General features: G+C 63.5%; 16 protein-coding genes. 6 read left to right on the top strand and 10 right to left on the bottom strand.

What is annotated here, in order from left to right:
* The first annotated feature begins 67 nt into the window (after positions 1-67).
* The 3 genes from tssL (at position 68) to tagF (ending at position 6,634) form a co-directional block, all read left to right on the top strand.
* Positions 68-1,564 (top strand): type VI secretion system protein TssL, long form, encoded by a 1,497-nt coding sequence (gene tssL / locus L0F51_RS19520; protein WP_370642467.1) that lies wholly within the window; start codon positions 68-70, stop codon positions 1,562-1,564.
* A complete protein-coding gene (gene tssM, locus L0F51_RS19515) occupies positions 1,561-5,082 on the top strand; it encodes a type VI secretion system membrane subunit TssM (RefSeq protein WP_234630845.1) in 3,522 nt (1,173 codons plus the stop codon). Before tssL ends, tssM begins: the two co-directional genes overlap by 4 nt.
* Positions 5,083-5,152: 70 nt before the next feature.
* Complete coding sequence (tagF, locus tag L0F51_RS19510; protein WP_234630844.1) at positions 5,153-6,634, top strand: type VI secretion system-associated protein TagF; 1,482 nt, start codon at positions 5,153-5,155, stop codon at positions 6,632-6,634.
* A 10-nt stretch (positions 6,635-6,644) separates the two neighbouring features.
* Here the strand turns inward: tagF and L0F51_RS19505 are convergent, their stop codons facing one another.
* The 6 genes from L0F51_RS19505 to L0F51_RS19480 form a co-directional block, all read right to left on the bottom strand.
* Entirely contained in the window at positions 6,645-7,805 is a 1,161-nt protein-coding gene (locus L0F51_RS19505) for a polysaccharide biosynthesis/export family protein (protein ID WP_234630865.1), read from the bottom strand.
* A gap of 681 nt (positions 7,806-8,486) precedes the next feature.
* Positions 8,487-9,545 carry an agmatinase gene (gene speB, locus L0F51_RS19500; RefSeq protein WP_370642466.1) on the bottom strand — a complete coding sequence of 353 codons (1,059 nt, stop codon included), beginning with the start codon at positions 9,543-9,545 and terminating at the stop codon, positions 8,487-8,489.
* A gap of 43 nt (positions 9,546-9,588) precedes the next feature.
* Positions 9,589-10,260 (bottom strand): amino acid ABC transporter permease, encoded by a 672-nt coding sequence (locus L0F51_RS19495; RefSeq protein ID WP_234630843.1) that lies wholly within the window; start codon positions 10,258-10,260, stop codon positions 9,589-9,591.
* 21 nt (positions 10,261-10,281) lie between these two features.
* The gene (locus L0F51_RS19490; protein ID WP_234630842.1) at positions 10,282-11,091 is read right to left on the bottom strand and encodes a transporter substrate-binding domain-containing protein; all 810 of its coding nucleotides are present in this window, start codon (positions 11,089-11,091) and stop codon (positions 10,282-10,284) included.
* 16 nt (positions 11,092-11,107) lie between these two features.
* Entirely contained in the window at positions 11,108-11,431 is a 324-nt protein-coding gene (locus L0F51_RS19485; protein WP_234630841.1) for a GYD domain-containing protein, read from the bottom strand.
* Positions 11,428-12,102 (bottom strand): cysteine hydrolase family protein, encoded by a 675-nt coding sequence (locus L0F51_RS19480; RefSeq protein ID WP_234630840.1) that lies wholly within the window; start codon positions 12,100-12,102, stop codon positions 11,428-11,430. The genes L0F51_RS19485 and L0F51_RS19480 overlap by 4 nt, the downstream gene beginning before the upstream one ends.
* 115 nt (positions 12,103-12,217) lie before the next feature.
* Between L0F51_RS19480 and L0F51_RS19475 the strand changes: the two genes are divergently transcribed.
* Positions 12,218-13,117, top strand: a complete 900-nt coding sequence (locus L0F51_RS19475; RefSeq protein ID WP_234630839.1) for a LysR family transcriptional regulator — start codon at positions 12,218-12,220, stop codon at positions 13,115-13,117.
* Between the two features lie 357 nt (positions 13,118-13,474).
* Entirely contained in the window at positions 13,475-14,500 is a 1,026-nt protein-coding gene (locus L0F51_RS19470; RefSeq protein WP_234630838.1) for a DUF1963 domain-containing protein, read from the top strand.
* Positions 14,501-14,550: 50 nt separating this feature from the next.
* Here L0F51_RS19470 and L0F51_RS19465 read toward each other — a convergent pair whose 3' ends face one another.
* The 4 genes from L0F51_RS19465 to L0F51_RS19450 form a co-directional block, all read right to left on the bottom strand.
* The gene (locus L0F51_RS19465; protein ID WP_234630837.1) at positions 14,551-15,372 is read right to left on the bottom strand and encodes a hypothetical protein; all 822 of its coding nucleotides are present in this window, start codon (positions 15,370-15,372) and stop codon (positions 14,551-14,553) included.
* Between the two features lie 466 nt (positions 15,373-15,838).
* Positions 15,839-17,194 carry a virulence factor family protein gene (locus L0F51_RS19460; RefSeq protein WP_234630836.1) on the bottom strand — a complete coding sequence of 452 codons (1,356 nt, stop codon included), beginning with the start codon at positions 17,192-17,194 and terminating at the stop codon, positions 15,839-15,841.
* A complete protein-coding gene (mprF, locus tag L0F51_RS19455) occupies positions 17,191-19,743 on the bottom strand; it encodes a bifunctional lysylphosphatidylglycerol flippase/synthetase MprF (RefSeq protein ID WP_234630835.1) in 2,553 nt (850 codons plus the stop codon). Before mprF ends, L0F51_RS19460 begins: the two co-directional genes overlap by 4 nt.
* A gap of 282 nt (positions 19,744-20,025) precedes the next feature.
* Positions 20,026-20,742, bottom strand: coding sequence for a DUF1003 domain-containing protein (locus L0F51_RS19450; RefSeq protein ID WP_234630834.1), 717 nt, complete (start codon positions 20,740-20,742; stop codon positions 20,026-20,028).
* 268 nt (positions 20,743-21,010) lie between these two features.
* Between L0F51_RS19450 and L0F51_RS19445 the strand changes: the two genes are divergently transcribed.
* A partial coding sequence (locus L0F51_RS19445) for a hypothetical protein (RefSeq protein WP_234630833.1) occupies positions 21,011-23,761 on the top strand: 2,751 nt, incomplete at its 3' end.

Genomic DNA, 23,761 nt, shown 5'->3' with positions numbered 1-23,761 from the left:
CGACCTTCCCTCTCACGGCGATCCAAACGGTGACGCCAAGCCGGATCCCGCCGCCGCGCAAGACAACATGGCGTTCGACGACATCCTGGCGTCTGGCAACGAAGCGGAAGCGCCTGACGAGCCGCGCCCGGCAACGGGCTGGTCGGCGTCCGCCATCATGCGCGACTTCCGGTTCGGCGGCGAAGAGGTGCCAGTCCTCGTCGCGTCGGCCGCTCCGCTTCTCAATCTCGCACACGAGCTGCGCCAGCGCACCAAAGCCCCGAACATGGACGAGATGCGCGGGGCGGTGATCGATGCCGTGCGACGCTACGAACGCGATCTTGCCAGCGCCCGCATCAGCCCGGAACGGGCCCGCGCCGCCCATTACGTCGTCTGTGCCACGATCGACGACGTGATCCTGTCGAAGCCGTGGAGCGAGCGGATGGGGTGGGCCCGGTCCGGCCTCGTCTCGACCTTTCACATGGACGTCACCGGTGGCGACCGTGTCTTCGATCTGCTCGACCATTTCCATCAAAGTCCCGGCGCCAACAAGGATCTGCTTCTCCTTATCTATCTCTGTCTGTCGCTCGCCTTCGAGGGACGCACGCGGGTTTCGCCGCGGGGCACGCTGGAGCTGGAGCGCATCCGCGAAAGCCTCTACCGGACGCTCCTCGGCCAGTACGGTGTCTTCGAGCGGGAGCTCTCGCCCCATTGGCGCGGAGTGGTGGCTCGTCACAAGCCGTTGCGCACCGCCACGGTGCTTTGGACGCTCCTGGCATGTCTCGTTCTGGCGCTCGGGCTCAGCTATCTTCTGTTCACTCTCTGGCTGAACCAGGACTCCGACGTGACGGCCCGTCGGCTGGCGGATCTGCCGCCGAACGAAGCGCCGAGCCTCGCCGCCATAGCTTATCCGAGCGAGCCCGAAATGCCGCCGGAGGTGGATGAGACGCCGCCAATGAAGGAGGAACCGGTTACGCGCACGGCCGTGGTCGAGCAGCCGGAGGCTCCCAAAGAGCCTAGCCGTCTCGACAATCTCCTGGCCTTTCTGCAGCCCGAGGTCGACGCGGGCCTCGTGACACTATCGGACGCGAACGGCCGGCTGAGGGTGCGCATCGCCAATTCCGGCTTGTTCGAGACGGGCAGTGCCGACGTGAACCCGGATTTTCGCGGCCTGATCCAACGTATCGGCGGCGCGCTGTCGTCGGAGGGATTCAAAGCCGTCGTGGTCGGCTACACCGATAACGTGCCGATCCGCACGGTCCAGTTCCCCTCAAATTGGGATCTGTCTGAGGCCCGCGCGAAAGCTGTCGGCGACATCCTCGCTCTCTACACGGGGCCGGGCGCGATCACCACGGAAGGACGTGCCGATAGCGACCCGCTCGCCAGCAACGACACACCTGAGGGGCGCGAAATGAATCGGCGCACCGAGATCCTCGTCCTCACCGACGCGGCGGCCCGACTCAACCAGACGTCTTCGGGCACGCCTGTGCAGGAAGCGCCAGAAGGTACGCCGCTGGAGACCCCCTCCGACCCACCCAAAGCACAGACTCCGGCCGCTCTTGAAGGCGGAGACAAGACCCAATGAACCCGCTGAGCTACTTCTACACGATCCGCTCTTACGTCGACGCCTATTCCGGCTTCATCGGCCGCCGATTCCTTTCGGTCATCTGGGTCGTCGCAATCGGTTTCGTCATCTGGTTTTACGGCTATCTCCTCAAATTCGGCGATTTCCAACCATTGGCGAGCGCCGGCAACCGCCTCATTGCCATCGGAGTGGTCCTTGCCGCCTGGCTTCTCTATCTCGGCATCTCTTTTCTCCGCTCGCGGAGGCGCGACAATGAGCTGGTCGAAGGCATCGAGCAGGATGCCGAGGCGCTCGCCGAGGGCGAGCGGACCGCCGAGGTGGATGAGATCCGCAACCAGCTCCGGCAGGCCCTGGCCCTCTTGCGTCGCGTATCGCGCAAGCGCTTCGGCTATATCTACGAGTTGCCCTGGTACGTCCTCTTCGGTGCGCCGGGCTCCGGCAAGACCACGGCCATCACTCATTCCGGCCTGACCTTCCCGGTCGGCATGGCCGAAGGGGAAGGCACACGCGGCATAGCCGGCACCCGAAGCTGCAATTGGTGGTTTTGTGAGGAGGCGATCCTCGTCGACACCGCCGGACGCTACACGACCCAAGACGATCTGTCCGGCGCGGCGAAGGCAGGGTGGGACGGGTTCCTCAATCTCATACGGAAATATCGCCGCTCGCAGCCAGTGAACGGTGTGTTGATCACCTTGTCGATCGCCGACCTCGTCGATCGTCCGCCCGAAGCACGGCTGGAGGAAGTGCGCGCCATCCGCAAGCGCCTCAATGAAATGGACGAGGTGCTCAAGGCTCGCATACCGGCCTATCTGGTCTTGACGAAAGCCGACCTTCTGACCGGCTTCATCGAGTTCTTCGACGGCTTCAACCGGAGCGACCGGGAACAGGTCTGGGGCATGACCTTCGATCTCGCGGACAGCGACAAAGCCAAGGACCTCCCCGAGCGCTTTCTCGAAGAATTCTCACTCTTGCAGGAGCGCGTCGGATCAATGCTGATCGAGCGCCTTCAGCAGGAGCCAGATGTCGCGGTGCGCGGCCGCATCTTTCGTTTCCCAGCCGAATTGTCGGCTCTCAAGGATACGGTTCATGAGATACTGGTCGAACTCTGCTCGGGTTCGAAGCTGGTAGAAGCGCCATTGGTGCGCGGCGTCTATCTCGCATCCGGAACTCAGATGACGGAAGGCGAACGGGGATTGTCCGCTCAGCCGATTCCTCGCATGCGGCGCAGCTATTTTCTTACCCGCCTGTTCAAAGACGTCATTTTCGGCGAGGCCTCACTCGTCAATCGCGATCGGCGCCTGTCGTCACGTCAGCGGATGGTGCGCCGGATAGCCTACGGTGCAGCCGCCCTTCTTCTCGCCTTCGTGCTGACGAGCTGGACGCTTACCTATTTTCGGAACACGGCAGCGCTCGCGCAGGCTGAAGAGCGGATTGACGCCTATCAGGACGCGGTCAAAGGCATTCCCGTTCGCGATGTCGACGATGCGGACTTCCTGCGCATCCTGCCCGCTCTCAACAGCCTTTCCGCGATCGCCGACAGTTTCGAGCGTCCCGGCGTATGGCCCGCCAGCTTTGGGCTCGATCAACGGCCCAAGATCGAAAGCCGTCGACGCGCGGCTTATCAGCGAGCTCTCAACGCCCTTCTTTTGCCGCGCCTGTTGGTGCAGCTTCAGACAACGATGCGCGAAAGCGACGATCCTGCCGCGCTTTTCGAGGCGCTTAAGCTCTATGGGATGCTGGGCGGCCTCGGCAGTCTCGATCCCGACTACGTCGTCTCGCAGTCGAAGCAGCTTTTTTCCGAACTCTATCCCGAAGAGGGACGCGCCGGCGTCCGCGAGGCTCTGGTCGCGCATACGGGCGCCATGGCGACGGGGACTTTGCCACCGCTCACCCTGGACAACCGACTGATTGCCGAGACGCGGGACAAGATCGCCGACCGCAGCTATGCTCAGCGAGCCTTTGATATCCTCGCATCGAAGCCCATAGCGCGCGCGCTCCCTTCCTTCGTGCCGGCTGATGGCTTGGGTCCCATCGGCGAACGCGCTTTCGAACGCGCTTCGGGCGACAGTCTGCGCGCAGGTATCGACGGTCTTTATACAGGGAACGGCTACCGTATGGCCGTGTTGCCGCTCCTCGGCAACGCAGCGAGCGAAGCGTTGAGCGAAACCTGGGTCCGCGGTTCTTCGTCGACGTTGCAGCCGACAACCATCGACGCCGTGTCGAACGCAGCACTCGACATCTACTTCGACACATTTCGGCGCCGCTGGTCCGAACTTCTCGGCGACATCAGGGTGCGTCCCGGTCAGACACTGGCGGAAGAGACCGAAACCGCGCGATTGCTCGCGACCGATCCGAGCCCGATTGAGTCCCTGGCTCAAGCCGTCGCCGAAGCGACCGACCTTCGGCCCGTCATGACAGAAGGCAAGGCTACCGAAATCGCCGAATCCGCTGGCGCGGCTGCGGCCTCGAGCTCTGCGTCCCCGCTTGCGCTCGCCAATGCGCCAGACCCATACGGACCCTTGCGCGCCGCCTTGGAAGTGCCGGAACAAGCCGAGGGACGAAACAGTGACGCGACCTCTGCCGATGGGGGCGAGAAGCCGTCACAGATAGCCGCTCTCCAACCCCTGATCGACACGATCTATCAGCAGCTCTCCCGCGCCTCGACGTCCACAGCGGCCGTGGCCGAGGTTTTCAATGCGGAGGGCGAGCTCACCAAGGCGAACCAGGATTTGCTGCAGACCGCCCGCCGCTTGCCCGAGCCGGTCGCCACGTGGATGGCGGGCCTTTCCGCAGACATCAGCGCACTTGCGGTGAAGACGGCCCGAACGAGCGCCCGCGAAGCCTGGGCAAGCAGCGGAGCGAACCTGTGTGCGGCCGCCGTCACCAACCGCTATCCGTTTACCCGCGATTCGCCGGATGATGTCTCCCTTGCCGACTTCACCCGACTGTTCGGGCCGCAGGGGCTTTTTGCAACGTTCTTCGAGGAGCGGCTTGCGCCCTTCGTCGATACCACCGCGAGCCCCTGGACGTGGCGCGGCACGTTCGGCGCCGATGGTCTGGAAGCGCAGGCGATCGCCCAATTTGAGCGCGCTCACGAGATCCGCCGCGCCTTCTTTCCACCCAACAGCGACGAGCCGTCTGTGGCGATCAACGTGGAGCCTGTCTCGCTCTCGCAAAACGCCAACGCGGTCCTGCTGGAGATCGAGAACGAGCGCGTCGTCTATTATCACGGCCCCAAAATCGGAAAGACGATCCGTTGGCCCTCAAGCGAGACCGGCAATCAGTCGCGCATCGCTTTCCAGCCCGGGGACATCAGCCAAGCGATGACGCACAGTGGAGATTGGTCGCCATTCCGCATCTTCGATGACGCGACGATCGTTTCTCATCGCAATGACCTGATGCGCGTGCGCTTCGATGACGGCCCACGCCAGGCGGTCTTCGACGTCCAGTTCGGGTCCGTCCTCAATCCTTTCCAGCTGCCGGCTCTGAGCGAATTCCAATGCCCATCGCAATTTTAGTACCCATCGGCAGCGCCCGCATAAAAAGTGCGCGTGCTCTCACTCTTGGGCCGACCTTTGGAGGCGGAGGATGATCGGCCGGAGAGGGCGCAGGACCGAAAAGCATGTCGAAGCAGCTCATCCTGGATTCTTCGGCAAAGTGCCGACGCATGGAGACTTCGTTTCGGCCGATCTCGACCCCCGCTTTCTCGAGGCATTCAGCGCTTGGTTGCAGCAAGGTTTGGTCGCCGGCCGTCAGGCGCTTGGCGACGCCTGGCGGGAGAGCTTTCTCGCGGCGCCGCCCTGGCGTTTCACCCTGGCGGCGGGGCTTTGTGGCCCGCACGGCATGGCTGGCGTCTTACTGCCGAGCCGCGACCGTATCGGGCGCTGCTTTCCTCTCATTGCTGCGGCCCGTCTCGACGCTGCCATGGACCCGCAACGTGTGGCAGACGACAGAACCTGGTTCACCGCACTCGAAGCCATGGCCGAAACGGCCCTGCAGCCGGATTTCGATCTCATTGTCTTCCGCGACAAGCTAAGGCGCCTGCGCCCACCGACCGTCTTCGGTCACAGCTCACGCCCGTCGGCCTCAATCTCAGAATGGTGGACCGAACGTGGACCGCACGGTTGGCCGACCGGCTTTACAGCCGAAGGCCTCCCGACACCGGCGGCGCTCCTCACCATGCTTTCTTCGGCGCCTGCCGCAAACAGATCGGCCCTGCACGAGCATTCCCACCTGCCGAGGAGCTTGCACACATCCGTCGGCCGCGACCCCCTTTCCGCCGCAGACGAATCTGCCGAAGCTTTCGAGCATCGAAGGATGGCCAACTCCGAAAAGACCCGCAGCCAACATAACCCGATCGAAGCAGTCGGTCCGCCGCTGCGGTTGGCACCAACTCTCGGCGAGCATCCAGGGCTGCGCTCGTCTCTTCACGCGGATGTCGCCATACAGCGCGACCATCCATCGATCATGGCCGTCGTGGACGGCATCGGCAAAGACGGTGCAGCACTGCGGGCCGCACAGACGGTCGCTCGGGCAATCAACGACATCCCGCCGCACGAGACCTTGGACCAGCTCGTCGCAGATATCAAAGGCAAGCTCGGACGGGTGCACACGCTGCTCCGGGCAGGGCAAGCGCGGGACATGAACGGAAGCGCCGCAGCCTCTGACCGCACGTCCGGCGGCGCCAGCGTGGCTTTGCTCGCCCAATTTGCGGGGCGCTTCTCCGTTTTGTGGGCGGGCGATGTCCGCTGTTACCTATTGAGGGACGGCATGATGCGTGGCTTGACGCGGGATCACGTCGAGGTCGGCATCCGGCGACGCCTCGCGAGATCCATCGGAGGCCCCGAAACCTCGGTTCTTTTGGATACGTTCAGTGACGGCCTGCAGCCACATGACCGCTTTCTCCTATGTTCCGCTCCTCTGGTGCGTGCCCTGCCGGAGCGGGCGATCGCCGAGATCCTGCTTCGTGAGGAAAGACCTCGCGCCGTCGATCTCCTCGTTCAGGACGCGCTTCTTGCCCAGGTCTCCGACAATGTGACGGCGATCGTGATCGACGCCGAACCGGCGTAAGAGCTTTGTCCTAAGAAGACGCGCTCGGCGCGGGCGCAGCAGGCAACGGCGGCGGCGACGATTTGAGGAAATTCAGATACTTCGCCCAGTCGACCGACTTCGCGTTCGTGGCATAGAGGATGTCTCCGTCGAGCATCTGGAAACTCTGCATCTGGATGAAGCTCGCCGGGTCCTTCATGTTCACCCTGACAATGATCGGCCGCAGCACTGTCGGCGCTGGTGCTCCCGGGCTCTTCCCGGCACTTACGGCTGCCGTGACGGCAGGAACCTTCTGGGTCCGGAAGAGATAGACGTTCAGCGGATCGGCCTGATCGTCACGCAATCCACCTGCCCGACCGATCGCCTTGTCGAGCGTCAACGTTCCGGGCTCGAAGGGAAATTCGCCCGCGCTCTTGAACGCGCCGTAGGTCGTATAAGAGGTCTTCCCTGCCGCCTCGTCCTCACCGAGGAAAATGCGATCTCCCGGGGCAAGCGGGATGTTCTGAGAGGGCGAGGCGAGCACTCGCTCCAACGTGGCCGACGCGCGGTGTCCCCCTCGCTCGACCGTGACCGTGGTTTCCTGTGGCTTGGATTGCGCTCCACCGGCCAGAGCGATCGCGTCCAGAACCGATACGCCTCCCGAAATGGGGAAGCGTCCGGGCGAACGCACCGCGCCATCGACCGTGACAACCGCTCCCGGCTTTTCGATGACGTTGACCACGGCCTGAGGATTGACCGCCGAGCCGCGCAGACCATTGACGATCTGGTTCTGCAGAGCGGCGGGCGTGGACTCGATCACTCGTTGGCGCCCAACGAAGGGCAGAGTTACGAAGCCGGAGGAATCGACCGTGAACCGACCAAGTGCCAACGACCGGCTCGACGTCGACGCAAACAACCCCTCTTCACCGGTGTCGAAAATGGTGACCTCGATCACGTCCCCCGGACGCAGTCGCGTCGCATTGTAACCGACCCGGCCGAGGCGCGAGAGGTCACCCCGAGGGGCATCAGGGCGCTCCATGCCCTCACCCAGTGCGGACTGCGGAGGTTCCATGTAGTAGGCCGCGACGGAAAGATCGACGACGGGAACAGGCTGACCGGACGGCGAAAGCGTCGTGTTTCGAATTGCTCCGGTCTTCGGTCCGCCCGACGGCAAATACGAAGACGCGCATCCCGCCAACGACAGCAAAACCACCAAAGTGGCTGCACCTCGGTACATTCAATCGCCCCCCAGCAAATCTAATGGAGGCATAGCGAGGCGCTTCTATGAAGACAACGCTATTCTTGTATCTAGGAAATTACCCAATATGCAATAGAAACATAAACACACACCCAAATTTCTCAGAATACTGAGTGACTTAATATATTTCGCTGAATTGAGATAATCTACCGCGGTTATGACAGTCGATGCATGTTGCACGATCAACACGGTGAGATAGAGGGAGCGCTCTAAAAGAGGCACAGCATTCGCCGGCCAAAAGCCGCGCGTCATGGCGGCCAAAAACGGCCGCCGATGCCATCAACCATGAGGAGGCAAGCTTTGTTCGACGGACTGGCCGAAGCGACGGCTGGATGCAGGCGCGGTTCACCGAGGGAACGGTCTATTTCCTGATCCGCCGACGCGATCTTGAACAGCGCCGCTTCGATGAAGTCGTGGACGTTGATCAGCAGACTTAGAGTGTCTCGTCAGCCCCCCGCCGATTTCGCTTGCGGTTCATGGCACGGACAAAGGGAACAAATACGATGAGCATCATCAGGAGATAGGATGTCGTCGTGAAGGGAAACGGCTCCGTAATGCTGTTCGGAAATGCGCTCCCGAGAACCTAAGCAAACGGCCGCGCGCCAAACATAGCGACGGCAACGATCCGCTCTCCGGTCAGCCCGCCGAGCCGCGCCTTCCGGGGGCGAAGCGAACGAGGCTCAGGATCTCGAAGAGCATCTGGGCGCCGACATGGGCGGTGTTGGTCGAGGGGTCGTATTGCGGCGCGACCTCCACCACGTCGCCGCCGACAAAATCGAGGCCCTTGAGACCGCGCAGGATCTCGAGCGCCTCGCGGCTCGTCAGGCCGCCGATTTCCGGCGTGCCGGTACCCGGCGCGATGCTCGGATCGAGGCTGTCGACGTCGAAGCTCAGATAGGTCGGCCCGTCGCCGACGACCTGGCGAGCCCTTTCGATGATCGCAGTAATTCCCATCGCCGAAACCTCCTCGGCGTGAATCACCGTCATCCCGGAATCGTAGGAGAACTCCCAGAGATATTCGGCCGGGCCGCGGATGCCGATCTGGATGGTGCGGGTCGGATCGAGCACGCCGTCGAGCACCGCGTTGCGAAACGGCCCGCCGTGATGAAATTTCGTCAGGTCGTAGGCGCCGCCGGTATCGCAATGCGCGTCAATATGGACGAGCCCGACCGGCGCCTTCCGCCCCACCGCCTTGAGGATCGGATGGGTGACCGAATGGTCGCCGCCAACGGCGAGCGGAACGACACCGGCAGCGACGATCCTTTCGAAGGCCGCCTCGATGTCCTCGTGGCTCATCTCCAGGCGGTAGCGGCTGCGAAACGGTACGTCGCCGATATCGGCGACCTTCATCTCGAAGGTGGGAGCGGTCTCGAGCACTTGGTTGTACGGGCCGACGCGCTCGATGCTGCGAACGGCCCTCGGCCCGAAGCGAGAGCCCGGGCGGTTGGTGACCCCGAGATCCATCGGCACGCCCACGAGGGCGACGTCGAGATCGCCGATGTCCGGATCGGACCAGTCGACCTCGCGGAACGGCGCGTCGAGCAGGGTCGGGATGCCGCTATAGGGCGCGGCCCGGGTGCCGCTCGCCTGAAAGATCCGGTCGGCGACGGCGCGGAATTTCGGATCGTGGACCGATCCGCCGTGGCCGGTATCGTATTTCTCGCGCAGGCGGCGCAGGCGTTCTTCGTGTTGCACGGCCAGATTCCTTTCGATGTGTCGCCTCGATGTGTCGCCCGGCCTATTTCAATCGCTTCGCCAGCCAGGACTGGAAGAGCATGAAGACGGAGACGATGACGAGATAGTAGACGAGCGCGGCGCAGTACCATTCGACGAAGCGGAAGGAGGCGGCGATGGCATCGTTGACCACCGCCATGATCTCCCGCAGCGAAATCACGTAGGCGAGCGACGTCGCCTTCAGGAGGTTGATGAATTCGTTGACGAGCGGTGGCAGCGCAACCCGCAACGCCTGGGGCATGATCACCAGCCGAAACGCCTGCAGGCGGCCGAGGCCGAGCGCCTTCGCCGCTTCCCCCTGCCCCGGCCCGATGGCGAGAAGCGCGGCCTTCATGATCTCCGCCATGTAGGCGACGCTGACCAGCACGAAGGAGACGGCCGCCGCGACGAAGGGGATGAACCAGTTCGCCTTCAGGAGCGCCGGGACGATCTGCGGCGCGCCGTTCCAGACGACCAGCAGAATGAGGATCACGGGCGCGGCCCGGAAGACCCACACGTAGAGCTGGGCGGGAAGTTTCTGCGCATTTCGCTTGGAATTCAGCGCGAGCGCCACCGGCAGACAGAGGAAGAACGAAACGGCGAAGACCATGAGCGACAGGATGAGGGCGACCGCAGCGCCCCGCAGCATCGCGGGCGAAAGCAGCGCCGATGCAAACAGTCCGACGTCGAAGGACATATCGCCGTTTCGCCCCTGCCGTCACGAATCGTAGTCGACGTCGAACACCGACGGATCGAGACCATACTTTTTTGCCAGCGCGTCGAAGAAGCCCTCTTCGCGAAGCTTCTTCAGTCCGGCGCGCACGGCAGCAAGATCGTCCGGGTTGCGGCGCATGTAGATGCCGTAGGTGAATTCTGACTGCCAGGTGTAAGAAATCGCGAGCTGATCTGGCGCCGCGGCGACGCGGTAGGCGCCCTCCGCCTCCTCCGTCAGCGTGGCGTCGGCCCGGCCGACGAGCACCTGCTGATAGGCGGCCTGCTGCGTCGGATAGGTGTCGACGGCAATCTCGGGCTTGCCGGCGGCCGCAAACTCCTTGTTGAGCGGGTCGACGCGCTCTTCCTGGTAGTAGGTGCCGGATTCCAGCGCCACCGACTTGCCGCTCAGCGTCTCCGGCCCTTCCACCGCGTCGTTCCCGGCTTTCTTCACGATGACCGTGGCCGACTTCATGTAGCGCGCGCCGTCGTAGGTCTGGCGGCGCTCGTCGTTGATATAGATGCCGCTGACGATGAGGCCGCAGCGTCCGGAGCCGAGCGTCGGCAGGAGCCCGGCGAATTCGGTGGTGGTGTAGGTGGTCGTGGCGTTCCAGGTGCCGGCAAGCGCGTCGGCGACCTCGATGTCGATGCCAACCGGCACCGTGTCGCCGACATCCTTCTTGAAGGTCAGCGGCGGGAAGTTCGCCGAGGTGCAGACGGCGACCTTGCCATCGGAGACGAAGCTCGGCTCGCCCGCCTGTGCGGCCTGGCTTGCCAGAACGGTGAACGCCACCGCGGCCCAAAACGCTTTCATCATGCTCGTTCCCCTTCTTCTACTTGATGTGTTCGACGATGCCGCCCCAGCACTCGGTGTCGAAGGCGGGGAGGATCAGGGGGTCGACATGGCCGTCGCGGCGGGCCGTGAGCACGTACTGCATCATGGCCGCGTTGCTCGGCATCTCGAACACCTGGACGAAATCGTAGGGCCCCATCACCGCGTAGAAGGCGATGGACCTGCCGCCGAGTGCGGCGACCCGCTCCTCGCTCACCTTCCTGCGCCGGACACTGTCGGAGAGCTCGGCAAGCCCCTTCTCGGTCAGGCGCATCAGCGAGACGTAGCGCTGCGGGAAGGCAGTCTCGGCCGGGCCGGCGCTCATCGGTTGCCCTCCCCGAGCCCCGCTAGGCCTTCCAGGACGGCCGCCGTTTCCGTGATCGCTCCGAAGACGCCGTTCTCCACCGTCACCATGTGGAGCGCCGCCTCGTGGGCGTAGCGGTCGCCGCTGGCGCAGGCATCGGCGATCGTCAGGCACTGGAAATTGCGGTCGCAGGCCTCGCGCAGCGTGGAGTGCACGCAGACATCCGTGGTGCAGCCGGAGAACATGAGATGCGTGATCCCCTGCGCCCGCAGCACATGCTCCAGATCGGTGTAGGTGAAGGCGCCGTTGCAGGTCTTGTCGACGACGATGTCATCGACCCGGACGTCGATCTCCGGCACGATCTCAAAGCCCGGGCTGGAACGCAGCAGGACGTTGGTGCCTTCGAGGCCGGAAAGGCTGCGGCGCCACTTCTCGTAGGCAGTCATGTCGGCGAGGTCGGCGCGATAACCCTGTCGGGTGTGCACGACCCGAATGCCGGCGGCGCGACAGGCGGCGATGAGCTGACCGACGGCCGGGAGGATGGCGCGCAGGGGCGCGGGATCGTAGCCCTGCCTGGCGAAGTAACCGTGCGGCGACAGGAAATCGTGCTGCAGATCGATGACGATCAGGGCCGTTGTGCCCGGATCGAGGTTTCCGTCATAGGGAAAATCGAATGGCCTTGCCCGGATCATGCGGCGTCGCCCCCTTTCGTCGGCCTCAAGGCAGCGCAAAACGGCGAAGAAGAAAAGCGACAAATCTCGACGTAAACCGTTCTATATAACTCAACGATCGAACCGCCGGTGACGCATGGCCCGCTCGCTGAGCTTCCTCCACTACCTGCCCGCCTTCCGCGCCGTTGCCAGGCTGAACAGCATCCGCGGTGCCGCCGAGGAATTGAACCTCAGCCCGAGTGCGGTTTCGCTGCAGATCAAGAAGCTCGGCGAGGCGACGGGCATCGAGCTCTTCGACAAGGTCGGCCGCGGCCTCGTCCTGACGCAGGCGGGCGCCGATTTCGCCGAGGCCGTCGCCCTGTCGCTCGGCCAGATCGAGACGGCGATGCGGCGCGCAGGCAACCTCGACGCCAGCGCGCGGCCGGCCGCCCTCTCGGTCTCGCTGCCGACCGCGCTCGGCGTCGCCTGGCTGAGCTCGGCGGTGGTGGAGTTCGCCGAGAGCCGCAATATCCCGAACCTGACGATCGCCGAGGCGGTCACGGCCGCCGATGTGGACTGGGACGCGGTCGATCTCGCCATCGTCTACGACAACCCGCCCTTCCCCGGCCTGAGCTGGCGGCTCCTCAGCGAGGTGCGGCTTCGGACGGTCTGCGCGCCGATCCTGTTTCCCCGCCTCGACCTGCAGCACCGGGACCGCAAGCTCAACGGCATCACCCTCCTGCACGAGGACGAGGGCGAGGAATGGGCGAAATGGGCGGTGGCGGCGCGGGTCAGCCTGCAGGGAAGCGGCAAGGTGCGCGTCAGCACGGTGGCACAAGCGATCGCCTCGGCCGTCCAGGGCCGCGGCATCGCGCTCGTCTCCGACGTGCTCACCCGCAACTACCTGGCGGAGGGGCGGCTGATCCAGCCGTTCCTCACCTCCATCAACGCGGCCCGCGCCTATTACATCCTCTGCGACACGGACCGGGCGGAGGAGCCGCTCATTCAGAACCTCATCGAGCGTATCCTCGACTACGTCAGGCCGCCCAGAAGCTAGGCTCTTCTCGCCCGGCAGTTCCAGACAGCTGTTCGCGCTGGAGGCGCCCATCCCCGGCTTCGCGCTCTATTCGGCATCCAAGGCGGCGGTTCGCTCCTTCGTGCGCATAAGTGAAATGACCTGTTAGGGCGCGCACGAGGCCCTGGTTGCGGTCTTCGGGGTTCGAAGGCTGGCGATGTTTGCAACGACTGACAAATGGACTGCTTGGCCCAATTTATCGGCTAACCCATCTTTCAATCTCACCACGGTGAGAGCCAGTGTGCGACGTGAAAGAGGCGCGGCATTTGCCAACCGAATGCGGCGCGAGATAACGGCAAGAAACGGCGGCTGATACCGGCCACCATGAGGAGGCAAGCTTTGTTCGACGGACTGGCCGAAGCGACGGCGGCACTTGCGAACTGGTTCGACCCGCCCCGGCTGGAGCAGGTGGTGGAGGCGTTGGTGCCTGCCATCATCTTCAAGCCTGCAGCGCCCGAGACAAGGCGCCTCGGCGACACCCATATCGGCGGCGTGCCCGACGTGTCAGACGAGTTCGTCTGGCCCCGACCGCCGATACCGAGCGATCCGCAGGCGATTGCCGGGCGCGCAAATGCCGAGATGGGCCGCGAGCTGCGCGCCCATATGGAGCGCGGCCTGCCCTACGCCTTCATCGCACAAGTCGACCTCCAGGAAGCGAGCACGCTTGGCGAGGCGGCGGAGATCCTTCCATCAGAAGGTCGCCTTCTCTTCTTCTACGATCATATGACGGGTCCTTGGGACACCGGCACGCGCGCGGCCCGCGTCATCTGGGACACCTCGCCCGCTGCAGGCCTCTCTCAGGCCCGCATGCCTTCCGATCTCGCCGAGGCCGCACAAGCGGAGCTGGAAGCGCTTGCGGACATAAGGCACGACGATGAGGAAGGCACGGTCTACGGCGCGCCGCAACGCGAGATGAACTTGGCCGCGACCTGGCGCCTCCCGCACCCAGCGTCGCTCGACGCCGAAAGGCTTCCCGAATTGCGGTGGGACGCCTCGGGGGACGAGAGCGAACGCTTCCGGGAGGATTATGAAGCGGCCTCGGTGGAATACCACGACATGTACACGGAAGAGCATTGGCGGCGTCAGCAATTGCTCGGCAGCTCCGAACCGGAACAGGACGATCCTCGCCTCGATGCGGTCGTGGTCTCCAAGTTCGGGGTCCAGCACCTGCCGCACGAGCTCTGGCGCGAGAATTTTCCCCGCATCAAGGCGGAAGCCGAGACCTGGACCCTCCTGCTGCAGCTCGACATCGCCGACTGGATGCAGGCGCGGTTCACCGAGGGAACGGTCTATTTCCTGATCCGACGAAGCGATCTCGAACAGCGCCGCTTCGATGAAGTCGTCGCCGTTTATCAGCAGACCTAAAGCGGCAAGAGCCCACGGCGTCCGTCCCTGTTCCGCTCTCTCGGCATGGGTTACTCGAACCGGCAAAGCGGAGGCCGGGGCGTGCCTTTTTGTGTGGCGCTGGTTCCCACGAACCAGCCGCCGCCGAGGGCCATCAGCTTCACCTCGAAGGACATAAAGACATTGCTGTTCTCGCCACCCGTAAGTTTGTGCGCAAGCTCCATGAAGCGGTAACTGGGGGCGTCATCGCGAAGGCATACGACTTCGCGGGAATCGGTGCGCACAAGCGTGTCGAACTCCCGGTCACGCAGCACCTGCGATCGCCGAATGTCTTCGATATTCGGCACATCGGCGCAATCGCCCGTCAGAACCTGGAATCCGGGAGGCGTTTTGAGTATATCATCGCTATAAAAGGTAATGTCGTGGCTGCGAAGGTTCTCCGCAAGGAACCACAGATACTCGGTATTGGCTTTCTCACGGCTCCAGCCTCGCGTTTCTTGCACGCGCTCCATGATCGCCGGTCCGTCGATAAAACAGCCGATCTCGTCGAATTCAGCATAGGCGTCGATTGATGTCGTCACCGCCTGCACCTCGGGATCATCGAGGCGGATCTCGCTTCTGACATCGGGCGGCGAAATGCGGCAAAGGCTTGTCGGAAGGACGACCCAATCTCCGGTCCGAATGGTCTCGGCATTATCATCGGCTTCCGCGACCAGAGCATCGATATCCGTGTCGGCAAAGCCAGCACTTCGGGCGATGGCCCTCGTTAAAGGTCCGATCGCGCAGCCCTGCTCAACAAAGAAATCGACCAGATCCTGCTTTGGTGCAGCATTGGCAATGCCCACTCCTGCGATCAACATGAATACTGGAATCACGGCGATCTTCGCATTCATGCAACTCTCCCCTTCATCTATGCCCTCCTCAGGGACTCGGCTGAACGCGACACCTCCGAACGCGCGCGACCACCGGCCGGACCGATTGCAAGTGCGGAAATCGGCAAGGCAATGTCTTCAGCACACGCATGGCCAGAGCGCGCTTCGGTGAACCGTGGCCTATACCGAGCGCCTCCCACCCATTTAAACCGGAGGCTCGCCTGTATTCGAGCCACACATGCCCCCTCTCAGCATCCGGTGATATCTCCGCGAGAAAATTCATACAAATACATCTCTGTATTAAATAATATATTTTATATAAAATAATTTAATATAATTATATAAATAATAAATCTTAACCTAATTGCACAACTCTTCCCATCGGCAATGGCATCCACGAAAGTTCGGAAGCCTCCATTCTCTTTGGAGACCCTAAGGAGAAAGCGGCATGGGCCGGGCGCCGGGCGTGGGGCCTGGGGCGCGTCGGCTATTCGGCTGTGAGCCGCGACTTCAGTCCAGCAAGAATTGTCGCGGCAAGCGCCTCGTAGTCGCCGTCGAAATGGTGTCCGCCCTTCGTTTCGATGATTTCGATGCGTGACCCTGACAGTTGCGGGCAGACAGTTGAGCGGCTGTCATCGGCGCCATAGACACATTGAAGCTTTGCGGGGTCGATCCGCTCGATCTGAGGCAAAGTCGGATGCGCGGAGGCGGAAGCGACGCCGAGCCATCCCGAAACCGAGATTTCGAAATCTGCGGACGGCGCGGCACCGAGAAGCGATATCTGCGCGACCTTGGCCTGATGCGGGGCATCGAGCGCATTGTAGACCTCCGGCATCATATCGGCCCCGAAGGAATAGCCGACGAGCGCAACGTGGCCGACCCCCCATTTCGCGGTGTAGGCGTCGATCAGCCCCTCAAGGTCATGCGCGACCTCCTCGGGCGTCTTCTCCGACCAGAAATAGCGCAAGGAATCGACCCCGACTGTCGGCAACCCCTTCGTCTGGAAGATGCCGGCGATCGTCCTGTCGAGATCCCGCCAGCCACCATCGCCGGAATAGACGATCGCCATCGCATCGACGGTGGGGGCGGCCGGAAGCTCGACGATCGGCATGTCGGGATCACCCTCCTGCAGCTGCGACGCGCTGTCGAGAAGCTCGTCCAGTTTCTCTCCGAACGCAGCCTCCGCCCCCTCTCCATCGGTGACCGAAACCGCGAAATGCGCAGAGACGAGGTCCGCGATATGGGCTCTCGCCTCCTGCGTTGCGGATGAGGAGAAATAGACATCGACCGGATCGGGGAGAGCCCCCGGAGACAGACCATAGACGGTCTCGCCCGCCACGGTCTCGCGTGGCGCGCCGGAGCAGAGCGGCTTTTTCAAAGAGATTCCGGGCGTCGGGTCGAGGGCGAGCGTATGGCCCACCGTCGCCTCGGGCGTCTGGGCCGCGATCGCGACCGCCAGGCCGCCGCCGGCGCCCTCTCCGGCGATGATCGGCGCGTGATAGTCCGATGTGCCTGCCTGTCTCTGCAGCGTGTGGCTCAACGCTTCGATATCGGAAACGAGATAGGCGCAGTCGTCGTCTTCGGCCTCGAGAGCCGCGAGATAACGCGGCAGATCAACGCCGACGACGATCGCACGATGATCGGCAAGCGAGAGAGCCCTCGCATCGTCGGCTTCGCTCCAGCCGTCGCGGTCGGAGATGAGGAAGACGATCCCGCTCACGGGCGCCCCGCGATTGAGGATCCGGGCGATTGCCGGCTGCCCGGAATCGAGGACGGCAGCCCACGCGTCGAAACTCGCCGACCCGCAGAGCACGGCCAGAACCGCGCAAAACAGATGCTTCATTTGGAAACCACCCCACGCAAACCGCCGCCGATGAGGACCGTGACGTCGGTCAGTGCGATCAGAGGATTGATGCCGCCGGACACGGCCATGTATCTCGGCTCCCAGTGCGGGTCGAACTTGTCCTTGAAGCCGTGCAGCCCCTTGAAATGATAGAACCGCTCGCCGTGCTCGAAGACCGCCCGTCCGACCCGGTTCCAGAGCGTCGCAGCGCTTCCCGAACGAAACCCGGAGAGCGGCGCCATGCCGAGATCGAACCATTCATATCCCTCCTCCTTGAAGAGAAGGATGAGCTTCAGGAACAGGAAATCCATCGTCCCGTTGGGCGCATCCGGTGCGACGCGCATGAGATCGATCGATGCCTCAAACCGCACCTGCGTGGTGAGAAGCGTCGCAAATGCGATGATCCGCCCCTGATGCCTGAGGCATGCCACCGGTTGCGCGGCGACATAGGCCTCATCGAAAGCCCCGAGCGAAAACGCCTTTTCACGGACGTTGTGATACGACAGCCAGACGTCTGAAACCCCCTTGAGTTCGCCGAGGATTTCCGGAACGCGCTCAGGCGGATAGACGTCGAACTCAAAGCCCGCCCGCTCCCCCTTGCGCAACGCATTGCGAAAGTTCGAGCGTCGCCCTCCTTGAAGATCGAAATCGGCAAGCTTCACCTTTGCACTCTCGCCGAGCTTGAAAGCTGCAAGACCCGCATCCGCGTAGAGGCTCAGATCGCGCGGACCGACTTCGTAGAACACGGCACGGCCGCCATGCTGCCGCGCGGTCTCGACGAACTTCCAGACGAGGCCAGGCCAGGACGCTCTCGCACCGACGGGGTCGAAAAGCGCGACCCACGACCGGCCCTGGCGCGCGAACATGATGAAGGCGTCTCCGTCTTCGGAAAACATCAGGCTTTTGTCGCCCATGCGCACCAGATTGGCATCCGGGCGATCCTGTTGCACGGCGATCGCAATGGCGTGTTCCAGCTGCTCGGCGGTCGCCTTTTCGCGAATGCCGGGCCATGGCCTGACGAGAGACCATACGGCAAGCGTCGCGAGTGCGAGCACGATGCCGACGAGCGCGCGAAGGCTGCGCGGCGCATCAGCCGTCGCTTCGAACTGCCACCAGAGCTCGTGCGTGTAGGCCACTTCCTTGTAGGCGAACATCATCACGGCGAAGGAGGAAACGAGGATCGTCGCCACGGCCACCAGCCAGCGCAGACTGAAGGTCTCATGCATCAGCGAGGACGGACGCGAAAACTCGGCTCGGGCCGTGAGAAGAGCGACGAGGAGCAGAGACAGAACGACGGTCTCGCCGACGGCAAGAGCCTTCAGGGGTGCGAATGCCAAAGCGAGAAGAGTTGCGACGACGCTCACCCACCAGGCACCGTCGAGCCGGAAAACCAGCCCCCGCGCGGTGATGAGCAAAAGCGTGCCGAGAATGCTCGAGAGGAAATGCGCGCCTTCGATGATGGGGAGCGGAACGAAGGCGTTCAGAAGGCCGAGACGTTGCGGAGCGGCAGGCGTCAGGCCGGACAGAACGAGCATGCCACCCGACAGAAAGCCGAGGGCGCCGAGAACGGGCGGGATGAGTTGGGCAGCGCCCGCCAAAGTCGCGCCCGCGACGGCCCGCCGCGCCTCCAGGCCGATGATCGTCAGAGCCGCAGCGGCAAGAGGCAGCGCGTAATAGATCAGGCGGTAGAGGACCAGGGCAGCGAGCACCCGGTCGACGGGCAAGGTGGCCGAGAGAGCGGCGATCATCACCGTCTCGAAGACGCCAATGCCGGCCGGCACGTGGCTGAGCACGCCCAGCGCGACGGCGATGGCGTAGACCGGGACGAAGCCCGCAAAGCCGATCGAATCTTGCGGAAGCAGCACCCATAGAACGGCGGCGGATGCGCTGATATCGAGGAGCGTGATGGCGAGCTGGCGCAGGATCAAGCCGGCGCGGGGCAGCACCACGCGCAGCGAACCAAATTGCAATGTCCGCGCTCGCCGCAGCGAAACGATGACAGGCGAGAATCCGAGGAGCAGCAATCCGCCTCCCGCAATATGAAGGAGTGAAACCGGCACCCGGAGAGCCGCAGCAACGGGGCCACCCGCGAAGATGAGGCCGAGACCGGCCGTTGCCACGAGACCAAGACCGAAGCCCGCGGTGATGAACGCCACGACACGCGCGATCTCCTCCGGCTTCAGGCCGAGCGGGGTGTAGAAGCGGTAGCGCACCGCGCCGCCGGAGAGCGGCCCGAAACCCGCCGTATTGCCGACGGCATAGGCGCAGAAGGACGCAAGGGCCACGCGAGGATAAGGCAGACGTCTGCCGGCATAATCCAGCCCCGAGACATCATAGAAGCTCAACGCCAGAAAGCTCAGTGCCGTCAGGGCGCCCGCCGCACCGAGCCGCCACCAGGACACCTCGGAGAGAGCCTCGACGACTGCAGAATACGTCACATCCTGGGCGAGACGGCTGACGGCGAGAGCCATGAAGGCGAGCAGCACCACAAGCAGGATGGGTGCCAGAAAGCGACGCCAACGCCGGCGCGGTTCTCTCTGTCCCTCCAAGCCACGCGGGTCAGAGCTGTTCCCACCGTCAGGCGCCGCAACCCGGCGAGATCCCGCAGCCTCCATCCCCATCAGCCTCCGACCCCACAGGACGTGCCAGCGGGACGTTCCCCGCGATCCAAGATGGTGGCGTTCGCTATATCTCTCATTTGCCTCTGTCGCGTCCACCGGAACCGGAGGGAGGGCTCATATTCGGAAGAAACGCCCGCCTTGCCGATCCGCGCGGCATGGCGGGCGAAGCTTCGCGCGGAGGAAAGGCAAGGGGAATGCCAGCCTCGGACATCACGAGGTCATGCGATCGATGAGCTTCTCCTGCAGGCGTTCGAGCCTCTCCAGCCGCGAAGATTGTTGCGAGAGCTGGTGATCGATCTTCTCATGGAGCTGCCGGACCTCCAGCTCGGCTTTCAAGTTGACCTGATAATCGTTCTGCGCCCGCATCCGGTCGCGCGCCTCCTGGCGGCGCTGGCTCATCATGATGATCGGCGCCTGGATCGCGGCCAGTGTCGACAGCACCAGATTGAGAAGAATGAACGGATAGGCATCGAACGGCTTGAAGAGCCATCCGGTGACATTGAGCATCATCCAAAGGCCGCAAACGAGCGAAAACGAAAGGATGAAAGTCCAAGAGCCGCCGAAGGCCGCCACACGGTCGGCCATCCGGTCACCGAAGGTAGCCCTCTCGTCGAAGGTGATGTCCGGCGCGGCGGTGACGATGTCGCCGGTTCTGAGGCTGTCGAGAACCTCCTGCTCCAAAGGGCCGAGATCGCCATTGGCGTCGCTGAGGAGCTCCCTCAGAGAGCGCCTTCGATAGGTCTCGAGGTCCTCGGGGCAGATCCAGGACCCCTCCGACCATTGCGGATGGTCCCTTCCGATCAGGGCCGAGATGGCCGGGCGCACCGCCGCCCACGGAACCGCCCTCTCCTGCCGCAAGCTCTTGCCGCAGACGACGCATGTGGGGTTTTTCGGGCCGCTTTGAGGAGGGGCGTCTGCGCGTTCCATCGGGCATCACACGACCAGATCCGGAGGCCGGAATTTAACTCCCCCGCCGCAGGCTGACCAGCGCTGAAGGACATCCTCGTGCGAGGCGACGTGGCCGTCCGATTTACGGGCGGACCGATCGCGATCAAAAAGACGTGTACCCTCAACGGTTGATGATACAGCTATATTGCAACCCTCGCGCAAGCTACGTATTTAGAATGCGTCCAAATCGCTTAGTTAAACCAAAAGCTGTGCTCACCTAGAGTTACCACCCCACAGGAGTGCTGTCATGGCGGATGCATCGGTGAGTCAGAGTTCGGGTCTGGAATCCAAGCTTTATGAGGCGATGGATCTCTTCGACGCCACGAATGTGGTGAACGGCGTCGACGTCAACAGTTCCTCCTTGGCCGAGACTTTCGCCGCAGCGCCACTCAACACCGCCACCAATCTCGCCCGTCCCGACAGCACGACCAACGCCGTCACCAACCTCGCATCGGACGGAACCTCCGGCCTCATGGGGGATAATGCGCTCGAGCCCCTGGCGGCCGTCCCCGAAGCCGCGACGTCCGGCACAGAGGCGTCCTCGCCGGCTCGCCCCAACGTCGATGTCAGGGAACTTGCATCCGACTTCCCCGAAATCGGAGAGACCGGCGCTTCGGGCGCGGCCAATACCGCGACGGGCGGCGCCACGGCGCCGACACTTGGCGCGTTGCAGCCGCCCGGTGTTCCCGTTGACGGCGATGCCGGTCCCGATCTTCTCGACATTCCCGGCGAACTTCCAGATACGGCGGACGAGCCGGATGCTCCGGCTCCAGGCGTCGACCCGGACCTGCCCACATCTGACCTCTCGCCTGACGAGGGCGATGATGAGACCCCAGATACGGTGGTGACCGATGGCGACGGAGGCGACCCTTCAGACGGGACGGATCCCACCGACCCGCCGACGGACGTGACACCGGATGCCCCTCTTCCGGATCCTGATCTGCCCGACGTCGATCTTGAGACACCTGTTGATATTCCGGGCACGGTCGACGACGTCGTGGATCTGGTCGACGACACGCTCGATACGACCACCGATCTCATCGACGATCTTCTCGATGATGTGACGGATACCATCACAGACACGATCGACGATCTTCTCGGCGGCGGACCCGAAGGTCCGGCTCAGGACGGCGACACCGATCTTACCCTTGATGCTGATCTCGGCCTGCCGCTCGTCGGAGATATCACCGGCGATCTCGACGTCACGCTCGATCCCGTCGAGGAAGTTCTGGGCGATATCGACATCGACATCGTCGCCGATGCGGATCTGGGCGATGTCACCGAAGAGATCACGGATGCGGCCGGAGAGGTTTTGGAAACGGTCGGCGACATCACCGACGACGTCACTGGCGGCCTGACCGACACTCTGACGGATGTCACCGGGGGTACGGACGACGCTGTCGGCGATCTTGTGGGCGGCCTCACCGGAGGTCTTCTCGGTGGCGGAACCGACGGTCCGACTCAGGATGGCGACACCGATCTCACGCTCGACGCCGATCTCGGGCTGCCGCTGGTGGACGATCTAACCGCCGACCTCGATGTCACTCTCGATCCCGTCGAGGAAGTTCTGGGCGATATCGACATCGACATGGTCGCCGATGCGGATCTGGGCGATGTCACCGGAGAGATCACGGATGCGGCCGGAGAGGTTTTGGAAACGGTCGGCGACATCTCCGACGACGTCACTGGCGGCCTGACCGACACTCTGACGGATGTCACCGGGGGTACGGACGACGCCGTCGACGGTCTTCTCGGCGGCCTCACCGGAGGTCTTCTCGGCGGCGGAACCGACGATCCGGCTCAGGATGGCGACACCGATCTCACCCTTGACGCTGATCTCGGCCTGCCGCTGGTGGACGAGACGACGGCCGATCTCGACGTCACCCTCGACCCCGTCGAAGAACTCGTCGGCGACATCGACGTCGATCTGGTCGCTGACGCGGACCTCTCCGGAACGACCGACGGCACCGCCGAGGCAGTCGGAGAGGTCCTGGAGACCGCAAGCGAAACCACCACAGAGCTGACCGACACGACAGGCGGGCTCGTTGATGGTGCTGTCGACACAACCGGCGATGTCGTCGAGACGGTCGACACCACTCTGGAGAGTGGAACCGATGCCGTCGACGGGCTGACCGGAGACGTCACCGGTGCCCTTCTCGGCGGCAATGCGACGGAAGAGCCGGCGCCTGACACGAGTGGCGATACCGATCTGACCCTGGATGCCGATCTCGGCCTGCCGCTGGTGGGAGAAACGACGGCCGATCTCGACGTCACCCTCGACCCCGTCGAAGAACTCGTCGGTGACATAGATATTGATCTGGTCGCGGATGCGGACCTCACCGGAACGACCGATGGCACGGCCGAGGCGGTCGGAGAGGTTCTGGAGACCACAAGCGAAACCACCACAGAGCTGACCGACGCAACGGGCGGGCTCGTTGATGGTGCGGTCGACACCACCGGCGATGTCGTCGAGACGGTCGACGCCACTTTGGAGAGCGGAACGGATGCCGTCGACGGGCTGACCGGAGACCTCACCGGAGGTCTTCTCGGGGGCAATGAGACGGAAGAGCCGGCGCCTGACACGAGTGGCGACACCGATCTCACGCTCGACGCCGACCTCGGCCTGCCTCTGGTGGACGAGACGACGGCGGATCTCGATGTCACCCTCGATCCCGTCGAAGAACTCGTCGGCGACGTCGACGTCGATGTCGTCGCTGACCTTGACCTTACCGGGACGACCGACGGCACGGTCGAGGCGGTCGGAGAGACCACGGGTGAGACCATCTCAGAGCTGACCGACACGACCGGCGGGCTCGTTGATGGTGCTGTCGACACCACCGAAGATGTCGTCGAGACGGTCGACGCCACACTGGAGAGTGGAACGGATGCCGTCGACGGGCTAACCGGAGACCTCACCGGCGCCCTTCTCGGCGGCAATGAGACGGAAGAGCCGGCGCCTGACACGAGTGGCGACACCGATCTCACGCTCGACGCCGAC

The sequence above is a fragment of the Afifella sp. H1R genome, assembly GCF_021462425.1.
Classification (GTDB): Bacteria; Pseudomonadota; Alphaproteobacteria; order Rhizobiales; family Afifellaceae; genus Afifella; species Afifella aestuarii.
Note: the sequence above shows the minus strand (reverse complement) of the source record. Positions and strands in the feature narration are given on the sequence as shown.

What these genes read in the sequence shown, in the direction of transcription:
- tssL (WP_370642467.1), top strand. Translation starts at nt 68, where the DNA reads ATGGCGTTCGACGACATCCTGGCGTCTGGCAACGAAGCGGAAGCGCCT.
- tssM (WP_234630845.1), top strand. Translation starts at nt 1,561, where the DNA reads ATGAACCCGCTGAGCTACTTCTACACGATCCGCTCTTACGTCGACGCC.
- tagF (WP_234630844.1), top strand. Translation starts at nt 5,153, where the DNA reads ATGATCGGCCGGAGAGGGCGCAGGACCGAAAAGCATGTCGAAGCAGCT.
- L0F51_RS19495 (WP_234630843.1), bottom strand. Translation starts at nt 10,260, where the DNA reads ATGTCCTTCGACGTCGGACTGTTTGCATCGGCGCTGCTTTCGCCCGCG.
- L0F51_RS19490 (WP_234630842.1), bottom strand. Translation starts at nt 11,091, where the DNA reads ATGATGAAAGCGTTTTGGGCCGCGGTGGCGTTCACCGTTCTGGCAAGC.
- L0F51_RS19485 (WP_234630841.1), bottom strand. Translation starts at nt 11,431, where the DNA reads ATGAGCGCCGGCCCGGCCGAGACTGCCTTCCCGCAGCGCTACGTCTCG.
- L0F51_RS19480 (WP_234630840.1), bottom strand. Translation starts at nt 12,102, where the DNA reads ATGATCCGGGCAAGGCCATTCGATTTTCCCTATGACGGAAACCTCGAT.
- L0F51_RS19475 (WP_234630839.1), top strand. Translation starts at nt 12,218, where the DNA reads ATGGCCCGCTCGCTGAGCTTCCTCCACTACCTGCCCGCCTTCCGCGCC.
- L0F51_RS19465 (WP_234630837.1), bottom strand. Translation starts at nt 15,372, where the DNA reads ATGAATGCGAAGATCGCCGTGATTCCAGTATTCATGTTGATCGCAGGA.
- L0F51_RS19460 (WP_234630836.1), bottom strand. Translation starts at nt 17,194, where the DNA reads ATGAAGCATCTGTTTTGCGCGGTTCTGGCCGTGCTCTGCGGGTCGGCG.
- L0F51_RS19450 (WP_234630834.1), bottom strand. Translation starts at nt 20,742, where the DNA reads ATGGAACGCGCAGACGCCCCTCCTCAAAGCGGCCCGAAAAACCCCACA.